Here is a 15,862-nt window from a genome sequence, read left to right as displayed (position 1 = left end):
CGGAATTGCTAACGTCAGTGCTTAACCAAAAATCATTAACTTTAATCCGTAACTGACGGTTATACGAGACCGTTGTACAACATTTAAGGAATGAGTAAAAATGAGTATTTAAAACTAAAACTTGAGAACAATTCAAAAGATGACAAATTTGAAATCAGTTTAATTCATTTCACTAACTCTGAAGAATTTGATTTTGAATTTGAAAACTCAACTTATTGGATTGAACGAGGTCTTTTAGAATTCTATGATAATGATATCAAAATACAAGATGTAGAGTTAATGCTAATAAATCCGTGTGAAAGAAAAAAAACAACCTATAGAATTAGCCCAAATAAGCCCTTTAATTATAATATAAAAGGTGAGATTATTGACAAAGGAAGTAATATTCTTCTAAAGATGAAAGCAATCAGCTATCTACTAGAAAAAAACAAAAAATATATTTTGAGATTTAAAAGTGAAAAAGTAGTCAATGAACTCGAAATGATTTTTTAAAAACTGTTATACAACATTTGACCAAAATGGGAATATTTAACTTTCAGAAAGGAAAAAAGAAATCGAAAAATATTAATTCGAAAGCAAAAACTGAATCCGAAAGTGTTGACCGAACAAATTGGACTGGAGAAAATTTTGAATTTCTAATTATTGGAGTTGATGAAATTCCAAATGAGGAATATGACAGAATAATGACACCAAAAACATTTGACTGTAAAAAAGTTATTAAAGACGAATGGCCATTTTATATAGTTGGAGAAGATGAATTTAGCTTCTCTTGGGAAATACCTGGAATTCAATTCACTTTTAATAAAGAAGTTAAATACGAAAAGGCAAAAAAAATTGCGGATGAAATTATTGAAAATCTAAATTCAATTGGGCAAAATGCTGAATTATTGATTTTGGAATCGAACAAAGTTTACCGATTTGAATAAAAAACGTTGTACAACAACGTGTATAATTCATTGTTCGGTTCGTGTGTACTCGGAAAATTCCTGCGGAATTTTCCTCTGGTTTGCTTTCTTTTTGCTAACTTAGTCCTTGCCAACACAACGTAATCATACACAATCACGTTGTAGGTAATTTAAGAAAATGTCAGTCGATTTAATAGATAGAGTTCAATATTTAAAAAAAAGAGGAAACGAAAAACCTCAAAAAGAAGTATTTCGTTGGATTTCTGAAAATGAAACCGAACCTCAAAATGAATTCTTAAGTGATGGAAAAAAATATAATTGGAAAATAATCTCATCGGAAAAGTTTAAAAATATTATCGATGAGGATTTAACAGAATGGTTTCTGATTTTTTCAAATGACTCTGAATTTAAAGCTCTTGCAAAAAAACGAGACGGAATAGAGAACTTAATTGGACAAAAAAACGAACCAAAAATTTCAACAATCTGGATTTTAAAATCGGATTTTGAATCGTTGAAAATAAATGACAAACCAATATTAATTTGGACACCACATAGATTTGAACGTCCGATTGAGAATATTGATTATGATTTTAGTCAGCTGATTTCTAAACTTAAAAATCCAAACGTAAAATTGACTGAATTTATACTTGACCCTAAATCGAGAACATATCAAAACCGAATAAGATAAAAAAACTACCTACAACACCGTGTATAATTCATTGTTCAATCTGTGTGTACTCGGAAAATTCCTGCGGAATTTTCCTCTGGTTTGGTTTCTTTTTGCTAACTTAGTCCTAGCCAACACAACGTAATCATACACAAACACGTTAGTTTCAATGCTTGAGCAAGTTTGCGGTCAGACAAAAGCCTGGTGTTAAATCTCATTTTTTTTGAGTTTTAAGACAGATAATTCAGAAAACTATGCTGCCGAATCAAAAAATTTTACGGAATGAAAACTCAAAAAGCGAATGAAAACTGTGCGGAATTTGACAAATATTACCGAATAAAAAAGCTAAACAAAAATTGCGGCGGACTTCCACTCTGCTGAATAAAAAAATAACCGAATTGGAGCAAGTTTGCGGAATTGAATTACGTGGCGGAATTTTACTCAAAACCTTGAAAAAAATAAAACAATACCGATTTTTTTCGGACTGATTTTTAACCAAATAAAAAGCACTAAAACTAACAATGTATATAAAAAATTGCTACTTTTAGCTTAATCTAATCGGAGTTGCTCGTTTGCTTGCTTCCGATTTTCCTTCGGAAAATCGCCGCTCACAAACACGCAACTTTTCATATACGAACCGTTAGGCATAATTTGAACCAATCTTTACGTAAAAAAGGAATTTTTAAAAAGTGTAAGACGTTTCGATATTTTCCCTTTCTAGTTTAGGAACTATCCAACCTTTTATATTTGATAAATATTCTTTAGAATCTTTTAATCTACCTTTCCTTAAGATTTTACCAACTTTTGAAGAAAAGTAGCCATCATATCTGGAACTGTACGATAACTGTCTTAAATTAAGATAATCATTTCTGACTTTTCCATCAACTATCAATTCTGGACGTACACCTATTCCCTGTGATTTTGTCTTTTCGTTGAAATCAGAATGACTTTCTAAATTAATTCCTTTTGTATTGGCGTATGATTTCATATAATGCAAACCACAGTAAAAAACTATTGTAGTTTTCCAATCATAAAAATCTGTTGGATTATTAGCTTCAACTACTTCTAAAAAGTTCTCATTTGATACTGCTTGCTTGCAAAAATTACAAACAGTTTTAGTTTGCAACGGTTCTGACATTAAATAAAATCAAGGATTTCAATAACGTCATCTGAAATAACATCTTCTTTTGTAATTTCTTGTGGTAAGAAATCAATATCTACACTTAAAATGTCGCTATAAGGTTTGCTGTAAAACTTTTCTTGTATTTCATTTCTAAAAGAATCTCTATTCTTAAATGTGTTATCAGAAAGTTTTACTAAAAAAAAGTTCTCATTGCTTTTAGGAATAAACAAAAGTTCGATTTCTTCTTTTCTTTTAGAAAAAATCTCTTCAACCATTTTATTATGAATTAATCTACCCAAAAACATTTTAGATATAGTAGCCATTTTATAATTTGACTCAATTGGATGATTGTGAATTTGCTCTATATTTTGAGCAATCTCATCTTTCTCCCCTTTTAAATCTAATTTAACAACACTACTGTTAATTTTATCTAATAATTCACTAACCTTTTCGCCGTATTGTTCGACTAAAAAAGCAATTACACTATTATTATTGGCTATTTCGGTATTTTGGTCTATTGTGTTCACCACTTAAAGATAGTTAATAAAAAACACTTATATATAAATCCTAATAAATAAAATCAACTGTTTAATATAACGAGACAAATATAGTAACTTATATGTAATACATTATAAATATTCGATAAATTTAACGATATACTAACTGAAAGACAAAAAACTATGCCTAACAACGTATATAAAAAATGGCAAAATCTGTGCCAAAATTAATTTGTATTGCTTATTTAATAACGTTAATTTAGTCTGAAAAGTATGCGTTAATTTACACGCTACTTTTCATATACAAAACCGTTGCCATTCATTGCGAAAAACTCTTTATGAAATTCAAGCATTAATAAAAAAATATGAATAATTATTTATTTGCATTTCTTTTGAGTATATCTTTTTTATACTCTATTTTCAATGTTAGAAAGCAATACTCAAAATATAAGAATTTAAAATCTCTAAATGACTTGAGAACATATAAAGAACTAAAAATATTAATATTTCAAATATCAATTATCTTAATAGTAATTATAATTGCACTAATGTTTTTGGTAGTAAGCTTGTTTGATCTTTGGCATTTTGTTAAATGGAACTAACAATTATATGGAAAAGTTAGAAAAATACTTTAAAGGAGAAAAGTATTGGATTGAATACTCAATAAATTTTGGCGACAGTTGGAATGAATCTGAATTCCAAAAAGAGCTATTGTCACAACTTGACAATAAAATTGATTTAGCTAAAGTTATTTACTATCACTGCGCTGAATCTAGCATTAAATGGATTAATTCAAAAATACCTGCATTAGATAACATAAAACCTGTTGAATGCATAAAAAATGATGAACTAATAAAAAGACTAAAAGTATGTCTAATGAGATTTCCTTGTTAATTATGCAACGTAATGGCAACAACGTGTATAGCTCATGCTTACATCCTACTTTAATTTTAATTTCTATCTTTAAACAAGCAAAATGGTTTTATCGGAAAATTGGCAAGTCGCAGCCTTGCTATTTTCCTCCAACGGATTTTTCGCCACACGTGGCTCATCCAAGCAAAAAATTGCTCGGCTGAAAATCCGCACAAACCATACACGAACACGTTGTACACAATTTATGAAAAACGACTTTCTTCAAGATTTATTTAACAAGTCAACTGACCATCCAATTGTTACAATTGACAATAATAAATATACAAATCATCTTCTAGGAATATCTTTCTATATCCCAAAAAATTGGAATATAGTATCAATCCAAAAATTTAATAAAGAAGCAAGAAAACAAATATTTAACGATCCATATGAAGGATTGAAACCTGACGTATTTGAATTATTTGATTCACCAATAATCGTTATGACTAAATTAGATTCTAATGATGATAAATATGACGGAATTGTATCTCCAACAATTAATTTTAGCATTATAGCCAAAGAGAATGAATATAAAGAAATGTCATTGTATGATTATGCAAATGAAATAGATATTGATGAAAACAAAAAGCTTTTAAAAAGATTTAGTATAATTAAAAAAGGAAGAATCTTTCAAAAAAATGGGTTTGATTATATTAAATTCGATACTGAATACTTATTTGAGCATCCTGAATTAGAAAATGGAATTATGGTAGAATTTTCTATTCTAAATATAGATTTCAAAGATTTTTTTCTAGATTTCAGTATGACACAATGTAAAATACAAAATCAAAATGCAGAAAAAGAGTTTAGATCATTTATTGAGTCAATAAAGTTAATATAAACAGTGTACAACAACGTGTATAATTCATTGTTCGGTTTGTGTGTACTCGGAAAATTCCTGCGGAATTTTCCTCTGGTTTGGTTTCTTTTTGCTAACTTAGTCCTTGCCAACACAACGTAATCATACACAAACTCGTTGTACTTCATTATTTTTATATTTTTAGCCAATTTATAATTCAGTAAATATTTAAAATATTTATTTTTTTTGATAAAATATTTCGCTATTAAATAATTTTTTATTATATTTGTTTAGATAAATTTCGTAAGTATGGAAAATATTTTTACTTTGAGCGAAATGCTTCTTGAACTAGCTAGTAAGCTAGACAATCATTCGTTAAGTGGTAAACCCGCGGAATCATTAAATCATTTGGCGAATCAGTGTAGATTACTAGCCTACAATATAAAGTGTGGGCAGTTTGATGAAGGCATTATTAAGGATGCATACGTTAGTATTGTAAGGCAAGCCTTGGAGATAACTTTACAAATACCAAATCCAGTTGTATAAGTTCTTTAAAAAATCATTATCAATAGATACCCTCAATATGAGGGTGTCTATTACTATCTACAACCAAATTAATTAATCTCAAATTTATAATTAAAAAAGAATACATAAGATAAAATAAGACTAAGATAACAAGACAATTTAAAATCGGACAAATGGCAAACTTAATTAACACCTCGGAAAGGCTAAACATTCCTGAGACTCTAGAGTCTATAAGAATGGAAAAGCGACTATCTAAATCGGATTTTGCTAAAACATGTGGTATTTCACCATCATTTTACTCAGAAATCCTACACAAAGACAAGTCTTTGAATTTAGATACATTGGAAAAAATCTGCATTAGGCTAGAAATACCTATAGATATTTTTATTTTCAAGGCGTTAAATGAAAATACTATAGAAGATGATAATAATAGAAAGTTAATTCGTGAGATTAGACCTCTCATGAATAAGATAACTGAATTATTATATTCTGAAAAGACTAGTGAAGAATTTAGAAAAAATGCTACTGATAATTTATTAGAATCAGCATTTAATTAATAAATTTTGACTTTTAGTATTGAGAAGAAGGAGGAAATTAAATTTCCTCTTTCTTTTTTAATAATAAAATTTAAATAACAAATAACAAAAGTACAACAACGTGTATAATTCATTGCGGTAGTCGGCTAACTAGAAGATTATTTCCTACATTTTGTTATCTTTAATCAATCGGAAAGAAATGTCCGAGCTCAGCCGCTCGCCTTTCTTTCCAACGGAATTTTCGCCGCAAGCGGCTCATCCGAACGCAAAAGCGATCGGCTGAAATTCCGCAACAAACCATACACAATACCGTTGGCTGTAAGCTTGAATCCGAAAACTTGAAAGAAATAATACAAAAAGAATGAATTTATATACACGATGTAATTCTTGCAAAAAAGATATAAGAATAAAGTCAAGTGCTCCTACTCGACCAGAATTGCAAATGGAAAAAGGTGAGGAATTTCAAGTGAATTGTCAAAATTGTGGAAAAATCGAAAAAAAACACATTAATGATATTAAAGCTGAACCAAATAATAAAATCATATTAGTTGGAATTGGAATTGGAGTTTTAGTGACTATCATCTTGTGGAATTACTTTGGAGCAATTGGAACTGTGAGCGTAGCAATTCCAATATTATTATGGCAACAACAAATGAGTGCAACTAAAACATTTAATTCATATATGATTAGAAGAAAATAAAATTATGGATAACGGACTTATACTTATTATAACTTTTTCTACTCCTCTCCTGGTACTAATTATATATTTTATATTGCTATCCAAACAAAAAAAGAGACACTCTGAATCTTTACGAACTGATTGGAATAAATTTGAAGAAGCACTTAATAATAATCACATAAACGGAATCATAAAATATGGGACGGAATTGGTTTGGAATGAAAACTTGACGGATTCGCAAATGAAAAAAATGAAAGAAACAGTTTACCCTCTTGCCGAAGAACACTCAGAATTGGAAAACCTAAAAAATTTGATCTATAACAAATGGTTAGATTGGGATAAAGATATTGTTGGACAACCTTGATATCTTTAAAAGCCAACAGCCAACAACGTTGTTGGCTATTGTTTTATCTTACAATAATCAGTATGATTCCTATTATTACTGCAATTAAGTAAAGAGTTATTTTAATATAATTTTTGATTCTTTCTTTCCTTTCTTTGATATCTGGCAATTCCTTATTTATCTCGTAATCTAATCTATTGTTAATCCAATTCTCAAAATTGTTTTCAATGTTGGAATTTAAAAAAGCAGGAAATAATTCATCGTTCGACATAACTTCATCTATCCAAATTTGCCCGAAAGATTTTCCTTTAATTATTAACCTGATGCCATTTCCACATCCAGTACCTTTCAAAAAAATTGTTCCGTTCGTTACATCAAAATAGTCATATTGAGTTTTATGTAATTCATAAGTAGGATTGGTAAGTGGAAATTTTATAAATGGATTTTCAAAAGGATCATCAATTTGATCAAGATCTTTGAAATCATAATCTGAGATTATATTTTCACAATATCCATCATATTTATTATTACAAGTAATACCATTGGCAATGTTTATAACGAAAAACTTATAGTATTCAGGTAATTTAAGTTGATAATGCTTTTCAAAGTTATCTACGTCTTCTTTTTGGGCAGTTGGTAAGACATCATATTTGTTGTTTAGATTAATTCGAAAAAAATCGATTTTTTCTTTGATATTCATTCGGTTGTTAAAATTGTAGCCAACGTGATTGTGTATGATTACGTTGTGTTGGCAAGGACTAAGTTAGCAAAAAGAAACCAAACCAGAGGAAAATTCCGCAGGAATTTTCCGAGTACACACAAATTGAACAATGAATTATACACGTTGTTACCTAATGCTACGACACGTTTGAGTAAGCACGTTTTACTTTGCCGTAAAGTTTTCAGAAATAGAATAGGAGAAAAGCTAAACTTTAGTTTTGCTTTTACGAATGATCGCGAAAAGTGTTTTTTTATAAACGCTTTGCAGCTTTTAGCGTTTGAGTAATCAAATCCGCAAACTTGCTAAATTCCGTAAGAGTGAGATTCCACTTATGTTGAATTTAAAATACTTTTTGATTAGTTTGATTTTTTTTGATGTAAGATTAATTCCGCAAACAAGCTCAAAAATCCGCAAGAGTGAGATTCCATTTATGTTGAATTTAAAAACATTTTTTGATTGATAAGACTTTGTATAATGTAAAAGAAATTCGACAAGAGTAAGATTCCGATAATTTTGATATTTAAACAACTATTTTGTTGGGAGTTATGATTTTCGAGTAGTTTTAGGTAACGTGTTCGTGTATGGTTTGTGCGGATTTTCAGCCGACGCAATTTTTTGCGTGGATGAGCCAGACTCTAGTCTGGCGAAAAATCCGTTGGATGAAAATTGCAAGGCTGTGACTTGCCAATTTTCAATATAGTTTAATTGTTTGTTTAAAGTTATAAATTTTATTTGAAGTTCATGCGAGAGCATGAATTATACACGTGTATAATTAATGCTCACTTTTTATTTTCATAGAAAAAAGACTACCTTTAACAAAATGATTTGTTTCATCTGAAAACTTGCCGTTTTCATTCGCACAAATCATACACAAACACGTTAGGCAACATTCACATGAACAATAATGAATCAAATATTATTGAATATTATAATGGTGTTTTTGACACTTATGCTGATATAAAAAATTCGATTACACAAAATATTTCATATTCATTCATACTAGAAAAAATTGAACCAAATGATACGAATGGAATTATAAAAATTCTCGAAAAAAATTTTGAATATAAAGACTCGAAAATAATAACTGAAAAGATTAAAGACTCGGAATTTAAAAAGCTACTTTTAAGTTGGCTTGTTAGTTCTGAGGATTTGTCCAACTCAAGTCAAGAACGATATACCAATCTACTTGAGGATCTAGTTAGAAATATTACTAGTGAATTAAAAATTACGGAATTCCTAAAAATATCTGATTCATCTTTTGAGAGAAATGACGGAATCAATCAATATGGTCAACTAGTTGATATAGCAATAATGAAGAATGAACTCTCATCCTATTTATGCATATTTATGTTCGACGGATAAAAAACGTTGCCTAACAACGTTGTTGGGCATAGTTTTTATAATTTAGATAATTTTTGATTTATTTTATTCAAGTCAAAATTCAGTTCGCCATCATTAAAGAAAAGAAAACTTATATTTTTATTTGGTTTGCCAACAACATATAGTTTTCCTTTATATTGACTATCTTTAATCACTACATCATAAATCTCATATAGATTTTCATTTAGAATTAGGTGGTCATTTTTGGATAATTCCATTTTATTTCCTTCCCAAAGCTTATATTTTAAACCATACGTAAATGCTTTGAATTCAACTACACTATTTTCGTTTTGATATTCAAAAACATCAGATATAAAAGCACCTTTTACTTTATTTTTCTCTGAATAGAATGTTGAATGATAGCTATAATTTATAGAATTCTCGTTGTCATATTTAGCAAAATTCGGTTTTCTATTTTTTATCAAACTATCCATAACCTGTTGTTCAATAAAATCGTTCAGGACAATGAATTTAGCATTTTCGTTTTCAGATACAATAACTGCTTGTTTGTCTTTATCTTGTTGACAAGACAAAAACAATGAAATGAGGATTAAAATTTGAAATTTTCTCAATGTCTTTCTTAAATTATGCCCAACGGTCTTGGCTATGAGTTGTTGCGTGGATCAGCACTTAACTTTGCAAGTACGTACCAAACTGAAAATCCGCGAGGATTTTCAGAAGTAGGCGAGACCTAGCAATTACTTATAGCCATTGTTGTAACCAGTTATTTTTATTCGTTTTATTTGATTTTCTATTTGTAATTCCGTGTTCTTAAGTTCATTTTGGTCAAGTCCGTTGTAAATTGAAAAGAAATTTTCCGCATCAGATTCAGATTCCTTTTTCAAAACGAATTCTATTCCGACAAGAATAAATTCCGATTCTTTGTTCTTTTGATAAAAATCATATGTCAAAATATTGATGTCAGTAATTGCCTTATTTAGATTTTTACTTAACTCAATTTTTGGATTTTCTTTCCAAGTCAATGGCATTTCATCTCCGCTTCCATACCAATCCAGTTTCTCGGATAGTTCAAATGAGTTTACAGTCATGCTAAAATCGTCCAATTGATAAGCGGTAAATTCAAATCTTTGACCGTCAATTTCAAGGACTACAGGTCCATCAGCTAACCATTCATCTTCATTTAAGTCCCACATTAACCAATAAGGCTCAATTTTTTTACCGATTAGTTCAGTCAGAGTTTTTTCAAACTCATTTTTAAAACTTTTTCCGCTATTGTGAAATTTTGGTTTATATGATGGAATCCCAAGCATTCTTTTCTAATTGGTTACAACGTGTTTGTGTATGATTTCGTTGTGTTGGCTAGGACTAAGTTAGTAAAAAGAAACCAAACTAGAGGAAAATTCCGCAGGAATTTTCCGAGTACACACGAACCGAACAATGAATTATACACATTGTTAGCTACTGTGCTTTTTAAGTGTTATGGTTTATTTTAACTATAAATTTTCTATTTGGACATATAATATAAAAGTCAATATTTGCCACAACTTCGGATTTAGTAAAATCATGAATGAAATACTCATAAGCGTAATAATTTCCTTTTTCGTTCAATAAATCTTCTAATTCAAAATCCAATTCATCCAATGTGCTATGCGCAAAGTCTAAAAACTTTTGTTCTTTTTTATCGAATGGTGTTTTTTTCCAAAATTCTGGAATCCAATGACTTCTTAATTCAGTTTGTGGATGTTTTGAAAAGAATTCCTCATTGGGATTCTTGAAATATTCAGCTGTTTGTTCATCAATTTTATAAATCCAAATTGAATATCCATCTCCATTAAAAAAACGTTCAGATTCGTACACATAAATTAAGTCGCCATCATTAAATTCAAATCCTGTTAACTCAACGTTGTAATTTTTTTCTTTGGCTAATTCTATTGGTTTCCAAAAAAAGTTCGATCCAGGAAGTATCCTTAAATAAAATCCAGGAATTAAAATTAATAGTGTTAATAGTAACGATAGTTGATATGCTTTTCGTTTATCTTTTCTCCTTATAGCTTTAAATATTCTATATCCTATAACTAGATAAGAAGTTAAAAGACTTAAAACTATAATTAAAAATATTAATAACATTAAAAACGTTTGATTGGCATTGTAGCTAACGTGTTTGTGTATGATTTCGTTGCGTTGGTTTAGCGACTAATTTACTAAAAAATTACTGGCTTTAATTCAGCGCGAGGATTTTCCGATAGGAAAATCAGAAGCAATGAATTATACACGGTGTTCTACGCAGTTTTTATTCAGTTCGTTATAATATTTATTCCTATTTGCAATGTCTGGAATTCCAGCAACTTGTCCATCTCCTAATTCCATTATTATCCAGCCTCCATTTTTCTTTTTTGCAACATCCATTGTAAAGAAATTGCTTTCTATGTTCTTTGCAATGTTTTGGAAGAAATCAATATTAGGTTTTTCAGAATCATAATTACCTTCGTCCCAATAATTGAAAATTTGAACAACTTTTTTATTTAAGAAAACAATTCTAAATTCTTTAGTTAATGGCATTTTGCTTTTTGAGTGTTCAGTTAGAAACTCTAATTCTATAAACTCTCGGAAAACAATTCCTTCATTCAAATAATCTCCTCGTAATTCTAGAAATCGATTGACTATTTCTAGAACTTTAGTTTTGTCAGATGCGTTTGGAATAAAACAAGCGTCATTCCAATTATGCTTTTCCGATTTTACATAATCTTTTACAATAATCGGCTTATTTCCAAATTCATTTGATGACTCTACAATACTGCTTTCGGAAATGTTTTTTGTCCAATTCGATTTTGGTGTTTCGTTAACTATTTTGTGATAAGATTCTGGTAGGTAATGACAATGTTTATATTCTGTTGGATTGTTGATCAATTGAATATTCTTTTTTAAAAGTCCATTGTAAAACTGTTCGTAAATTTTTGGTGTCATCATCCAACCTCGATAAATTCCTAATTCTGTTTTTTCACAAGTTTTAATGAATTTTAGAGCATTATTTATGTTTCCGTCTTCTATTTCCTCCAAGCTGAATATTTCAGTTTCAAATCCGTTTTCTTTCGCAGAATTAAATTCGGTTTCATAGTCAGGTTCGACTATTTTATTATCAATTACGCTGTCGTTAAATATGATTTTCATTGGTCAAATTGCGTAGAACGGTTTTGTGTATGGCTCGTTGCGGGAAATCCGCGAGGATTTTCCGCCGTAAATCGAAGATAGCAAATTGCAATGAATTCCGATTAGGAATTCAGCCGCAATGAGTTATACACGTGTATAATTCATTGTTCGGTTTATGTGTACTCGGAAAATTCCTGCGGAATTTCCCTCTGGTTTGGTTTCTTTTTGTTAACTTAGTCCTTGCCAACACAACGTAATCATACACAAACACGTTGCCAGTAATATGAGAAAAACTCTGCTAATATTAATAATTCTGTTTTCATTTGAACTTTATTCGCAAGAAATAATAAAGTTTTCAGATGCGGAATTTGAATTTTGTCTGACAAAAAAGTGCGGAGAAACCGACTGTGAAATAACTAAAATTGAGGTTCTGAAAAATGGAATCTTAACGCAAACTATAAAACCGAGCAAAAACTATTTCAGTAAAACTTTTCCAAACGACCAACTTTTTGCAATTGAGGATATGAATTTTGACGGGAAAACGGATTTTAGGCTAATGGAATTTCTTCCTGCTGGACCAAATGTTCCTTTTCTATTTTGGATTTTTAATCCGACAAATGAACTCTTTAAAAAAAAACAGAATACGAAGAAATAACTTCACCTGAATTTGATTACGAAAAAAAGCAAATTAATTCGACTTAGAGAAATGGCTGTTGCGAACACGGACGAGACGTTTATGAATTGACAAACGGAATTCCAAAATTGACCGAACGATTTGTTATTGGACACAATTCAGAGGACAAAGAATATTATGAACATTGGAAAGTTGAAAACGGAGAATTGAAACTAATTGAAAATAAAGTGGAATAAAATACTACTGGCAACAACGTGTATAATTCATTGTTCAATCTGTGTGTACTCGGAAAATTCCGCAGGAATTTTCCTCTGGTTTGGTTTCTTTTTGCTAACTTAGTCCTTGCCAACACAACGTAATCATACACAATCACGTTGCCAATAATTTTGAGAAAAAGCATTACCATAATATTATTTTTACTACTTGGAATTAATTTTCAAGCAAATTCGCAGGAAATAATTTTCGCGAACGGAGACGATGAACGAAAAGAATATCCTGAAAATCTATCGGACTTTGTTGAACTCAAAGAACCTCTAACCGACACAATTGTTGTGGAAAAAAATCGCATTTTTAAAATTGTTCTGACATCAAAAGAAGAATCAATTCCAATTATGCTTCTTGGATATCCTATAGAAACTTACGCTACGAAAAACAATCTGAAAATACCAGAATATACTAATGAGGAATATTTAGCTTTATCGGACGAAGAAAAAAATAAAATCAATTTAATGATTCCGAGTATTGAGATAAATAAACAGATTGACTTGAATAATAAAATAGTTATAGAAGCGAAAATTACGTCTGAAAATATTGAACGATTTGACATCTTAATTGACCAAAAAGTTTTTAAGACGTATGAATTACAACTGAATTAAAAAACTATTGGCAACAACATGTATAGTTCATGCTTACGCCTGAACTTCAATTTTAATTTCTATCTTTAAACAAACAAATGGTTTTATCGGAAAATTGGCAAGTCACAGCCTTGCTATTTTCCTCCAACGGATTTTTCGCCACAAGTGGCTCATCCAAGCAAAAAATTGCTCGGCTGAAAATCCGCACAAACCATACACGAACACGTTGCCAGTAATTTGAATAGATATTTTTAACCAAATAATAAATCATTATGAAACATTTACTTTTATATTTCATTACAACTATGTTATTCTATAGTTGTTCAAATGAGCCTAAAATAGGTTATAAAACTGAAGGAGAAGAATTAATGCAATTCAGCAGAGATTGGTCGAATTTGGTCAAGACAGGAGATATGGAAAAGATTATGGCTGGTTGGACTGAAGAATCTGTTATGATGGCGCCTGGTCTTCCTCCTTTAAAAGGTAAGAAACAAATTCAGAATTATTTAATTGAAGGTTCAAAAATACCAGGTTTTGCCATTAGATGGGAGCCTTTAGAAGTTCATATATCCAAAAGCGGCGATATGGCTTATATGATTGAGAGAAATGAAGTTAAGGTTAATGATTCAATTGGAAACCCAATTTTTACTTACAATAAAGTAGTAACTATTTGGGAAAAGCAAGAAGACGGATCTTGGAAAAATGTTGTTGACATTTGGAATGATAACCCAAATGGTAAATATTAAAAACTACTGGCAACAACGTGTATAGCTCATTGCGGCTGAATTCCTAATCGGAATTCATTGCAATTTGCTATCTTTCGGTTACGGCGAAAAATCATAGCTGATTTCCCGCAACGAGCCATACACAAAACCGTTGTGGTTAATTTAAAAAATGAAAGATTTAAGTCATATAATTTGGAAAGGAAACCTGAAAAAAGCGAAAAAGCTACTTGAAAATGGGTATGATATTAATAGCAAATATGGAGAACTTGGCTTTTATCCAATTTGTTCTGCTATGAATAGTGATAATCCAATTGAGTCCTTAAAGTTTGTAATAGAAAACGGAGCGGATGTTAATATTGAAAGAGGCTATCCTTTATCTGAAGCATTTGACTTGCTAATTGACGGAATGTCACAAAGTAACAAAACTGAACCGTTTCACGAAGATGTTTCTATAATTAAAATACTAATTGAGCAAGGTGCAGATTTGGAAATCAAAGATGCTAATGGATTAACTCCTTTTTCAGTGATAAACTATTATTCCAATAGCTATGAGAGATTTGTGGAATTGAAAAACATTTTCTCGAAAATAATCCCGAATATAGATAAATATTTAACGTGGAAAAACTAACCACAACAACGTGTATGGTTAATACTTGCAGTTGTTTAAGTAGAATATTTATTCCTACAATTTACTATATTTAACTAATCGGAAAATTAATAGGTCAAGCCTTGCTCCTTTTCCAACGCGGTTTTGCCTACCTGACGGCTGACTCGGCAAAAGCCGAACCAAGTCGCAAGGCTCAGCCACGACAAACCATACACGAACACGTTGTACCCAATTTGAGAAAATGAACGAACTAACATTTCATATTAATTCTAACGAGGAAATTTGGGAACTTTTTGACAAAGAACTGAATACGATTTTCATTCACAAGTTTGTGCCAAATGAAATCATTGAATGGTGGAAAACGGATTTAAAAACTCAAAGCGGAACCGAATTCAAAAACATGTCTGTTCGACAAATGGAAATGGATATTCAAACAGATTTGAACGGATTGAAAAAAATACTCGAACTTAACACAAAACAATTAAGAATATATCAATTCAATAAACCGATTTCGGATACACTCGAAATTGACAGATTACCTAAAAATAATAGAAAACAGATTTTAATGCAAAACGGATTAAAACACTACTTTTTTGTAAACTTTGAGTTTATAACGATTGGAAGCTTTGAATCTGAATTTATAAGCGGAATTGGATCAAATCCAAAATTTGAAAAACGAATTACGGAAAGAAAACAAAAATTATCTGAATAAAAAACTGGGTACAACACCGTGTATAATTCATTGTTCGATTCGTGTGTACTCGGAAAATTCCTGTGGAATTTTCCTCTGGTTTGGTTTCTTTTTGTTAACTTAGTCCTTGCCAACACAACGTAATCATACACAAAC

General features: G+C 30.2%; 22 protein-coding genes. 15 read left to right on the top strand and 7 right to left on the bottom strand.

What is annotated here, in order from left to right:
* Positions 1–90: 90 nt before the first annotated feature.
* The 3 genes from ACP15M_RS14185 (at position 91) to ACP15M_RS14175 (ending at position 1,593) form a co-directional block, all read left to right on the top strand.
* Positions 91–492 (top strand): hypothetical protein, encoded by a 402-nt coding sequence (locus ACP15M_RS14185; RefSeq protein WP_425077859.1) that lies wholly within the window; start codon positions 91–93, stop codon positions 490–492.
* 26 nt (positions 493–518) lie between these two features.
* On the top strand, positions 519–926 hold the full coding sequence (locus ACP15M_RS14180; protein WP_425077858.1) for a hypothetical protein: 408 nt from the start codon (positions 519–521) through the stop codon (positions 924–926).
* A gap of 157 nt (positions 927–1,083) precedes the next feature.
* Positions 1,084–1,593 (top strand): hypothetical protein, encoded by a 510-nt coding sequence (locus ACP15M_RS14175; protein WP_425077857.1) that lies wholly within the window; start codon positions 1,084–1,086, stop codon positions 1,591–1,593.
* Positions 1,594–2,254: 661 nt separating this feature from the next.
* Here the strand turns inward: ACP15M_RS14175 and ACP15M_RS14170 are convergent.
* Both ACP15M_RS14170 and ACP15M_RS14165 read right to left on the bottom strand, forming a co-directional pair.
* Positions 2,255–2,710 carry a hypothetical protein gene (locus tag ACP15M_RS14170; protein ID WP_425077856.1) on the bottom strand — a complete coding sequence of 152 codons (456 nt, stop codon included), beginning with the start codon at positions 2,708–2,710 and terminating at the stop codon, positions 2,255–2,257.
* Positions 2,710–3,225, bottom strand: coding sequence for a hypothetical protein (locus tag ACP15M_RS14165; protein WP_425077855.1), 516 nt, complete (start codon positions 3,223–3,225; stop codon positions 2,710–2,712). The genes ACP15M_RS14170 and ACP15M_RS14165 overlap by 1 nt, the downstream gene beginning before the upstream one ends.
* A 576-nt stretch (positions 3,226–3,801) precedes the next feature.
* Between ACP15M_RS14165 and ACP15M_RS14160 the strand changes: the two genes are divergently transcribed.
* The 6 genes from ACP15M_RS14160 to ACP15M_RS14135 all read left to right on the top strand — a co-directional run bounded on the left by ACP15M_RS14160 (position 3,802) and on the right by ACP15M_RS14135 (position 7,007).
* Positions 3,802–4,086: a hypothetical protein gene (locus tag ACP15M_RS14160; protein WP_425077854.1), complete on the top strand. Its 285-nt coding sequence runs from the start codon at positions 3,802–3,804 to the stop codon at positions 4,084–4,086.
* 82 nt (positions 4,087–4,168) lie between these two features.
* Complete coding sequence (locus ACP15M_RS14155) at positions 4,169–4,945, top strand: hypothetical protein (protein WP_425077853.1); 777 nt, start codon at positions 4,169–4,171, stop codon at positions 4,943–4,945.
* A gap of 294 nt (positions 4,946–5,239) precedes the next feature.
* Positions 5,240–5,449 (top strand): hypothetical protein, encoded by a 210-nt coding sequence (locus ACP15M_RS14150; protein ID WP_425077852.1) that lies wholly within the window; start codon positions 5,240–5,242, stop codon positions 5,447–5,449.
* A 152-nt stretch (positions 5,450–5,601) separates the two neighbouring features.
* A complete protein-coding gene (locus tag ACP15M_RS14145; RefSeq protein ID WP_425077851.1) occupies positions 5,602–5,985 on the top strand; it encodes a helix-turn-helix domain-containing protein in 384 nt (127 codons plus the stop codon).
* A 340-nt stretch (positions 5,986–6,325) separates the two neighbouring features.
* The gene (locus ACP15M_RS14140; RefSeq protein ID WP_425077850.1) at positions 6,326–6,664 is read left to right on the top strand and encodes a hypothetical protein; all 339 of its coding nucleotides are present in this window, start codon (positions 6,326–6,328) and stop codon (positions 6,662–6,664) included.
* Positions 6,665–6,668: 4 nt separating this feature from the next.
* On the top strand, positions 6,669–7,007 hold the full coding sequence (locus ACP15M_RS14135; protein WP_425077849.1) for a hypothetical protein: 339 nt from the start codon (positions 6,669–6,671) through the stop codon (positions 7,005–7,007).
* Between the two features lie 43 nt (positions 7,008–7,050).
* Here the strand turns inward: ACP15M_RS14135 and ACP15M_RS14130 are convergent, their stop codons facing one another.
* The gene (locus ACP15M_RS14130) at positions 7,051–7,686 is read right to left on the bottom strand and encodes an SMI1/KNR4 family protein (protein WP_425077848.1); all 636 of its coding nucleotides are present in this window, start codon (positions 7,684–7,686) and stop codon (positions 7,051–7,053) included.
* A 915-nt stretch (positions 7,687–8,601) separates the two neighbouring features.
* On the opposite strand from ACP15M_RS14130, the gene ACP15M_RS14125 reads away from it, so the two are divergent.
* Entirely contained in the window at positions 8,602–9,069 is a 468-nt protein-coding gene (locus ACP15M_RS14125; RefSeq protein ID WP_425077847.1) for a hypothetical protein, read from the top strand.
* Between the two features lie 35 nt (positions 9,070–9,104).
* Here the strand turns inward: ACP15M_RS14125 and ACP15M_RS14120 are convergent, their stop codons facing one another.
* The 4 genes from ACP15M_RS14120 to ACP15M_RS14105 all read right to left on the bottom strand — a co-directional run bounded on the left by ACP15M_RS14120 (position 9,105) and on the right by ACP15M_RS14105 (position 12,216).
* Positions 9,105–9,659: a hypothetical protein gene (locus ACP15M_RS14120; RefSeq protein ID WP_425077846.1), complete on the bottom strand. Its 555-nt coding sequence runs from the start codon at positions 9,657–9,659 to the stop codon at positions 9,105–9,107.
* 126 nt (positions 9,660–9,785) lie between these two features.
* Entirely contained in the window at positions 9,786–10,358 is a 573-nt protein-coding gene (locus ACP15M_RS14115; protein ID WP_425077845.1) for a hypothetical protein, read from the bottom strand.
* A 160-nt stretch (positions 10,359–10,518) separates the two neighbouring features.
* Complete coding sequence (locus ACP15M_RS14110; protein ID WP_425077844.1) at positions 10,519–11,175, bottom strand: hypothetical protein; 657 nt, start codon at positions 11,173–11,175, stop codon at positions 10,519–10,521.
* 138 nt (positions 11,176–11,313) lie between these two features.
* On the bottom strand, positions 11,314–12,216 hold the full coding sequence (locus ACP15M_RS14105; protein ID WP_425077843.1) for an ATP-grasp domain-containing protein: 903 nt from the start codon (positions 12,214–12,216) through the stop codon (positions 11,314–11,316).
* A 262-nt stretch (positions 12,217–12,478) separates the two neighbouring features.
* Here ACP15M_RS14105 and ACP15M_RS14100 point away from each other — a divergent pair, with 262 nt between their 5' ends.
* The 5 genes from ACP15M_RS14100 to ACP15M_RS14080 all read left to right on the top strand — a co-directional run bounded on the left by ACP15M_RS14100 (position 12,479) and on the right by ACP15M_RS14080 (position 15,727).
* Positions 12,479–12,850, top strand: a complete 372-nt coding sequence (locus ACP15M_RS14100; protein WP_425077842.1) for an XAC2610-related protein — start codon at positions 12,479–12,481, stop codon at positions 12,848–12,850.
* Positions 12,851–13,215: 365 nt separating this feature from the next.
* Positions 13,216–13,704, top strand: a complete 489-nt coding sequence (locus tag ACP15M_RS14095; protein WP_425077841.1) for a hypothetical protein — start codon at positions 13,216–13,218, stop codon at positions 13,702–13,704.
* A 251-nt stretch (positions 13,705–13,955) separates the two neighbouring features.
* Complete coding sequence (locus tag ACP15M_RS14090) at positions 13,956–14,429, top strand: YybH family protein (protein ID WP_425077840.1); 474 nt, start codon at positions 13,956–13,958, stop codon at positions 14,427–14,429.
* Between the two features lie 148 nt (positions 14,430–14,577).
* Positions 14,578–15,036 carry an ankyrin repeat domain-containing protein gene (locus tag ACP15M_RS14085; RefSeq protein ID WP_425077839.1) on the top strand — a complete coding sequence of 153 codons (459 nt, stop codon included), beginning with the start codon at positions 14,578–14,580 and terminating at the stop codon, positions 15,034–15,036.
* A gap of 220 nt (positions 15,037–15,256) precedes the next feature.
* Complete coding sequence (locus tag ACP15M_RS14080; protein ID WP_425077838.1) at positions 15,257–15,727, top strand: hypothetical protein; 471 nt, start codon at positions 15,257–15,259, stop codon at positions 15,725–15,727.
* Positions 15,728–15,862 lie beyond the last annotated feature (135 nt).

Source organism: Psychroserpens sp. S379A (assembly GCF_049800755.1).
Lineage (GTDB): Bacteria > Bacteroidota > Bacteroidia > Flavobacteriales > Flavobacteriaceae > Psychroserpens.
The sequence above is the reverse complement of the archived record's forward strand: the minus strand, read 5'-3'. Positions and strand labels throughout refer to the sequence as shown.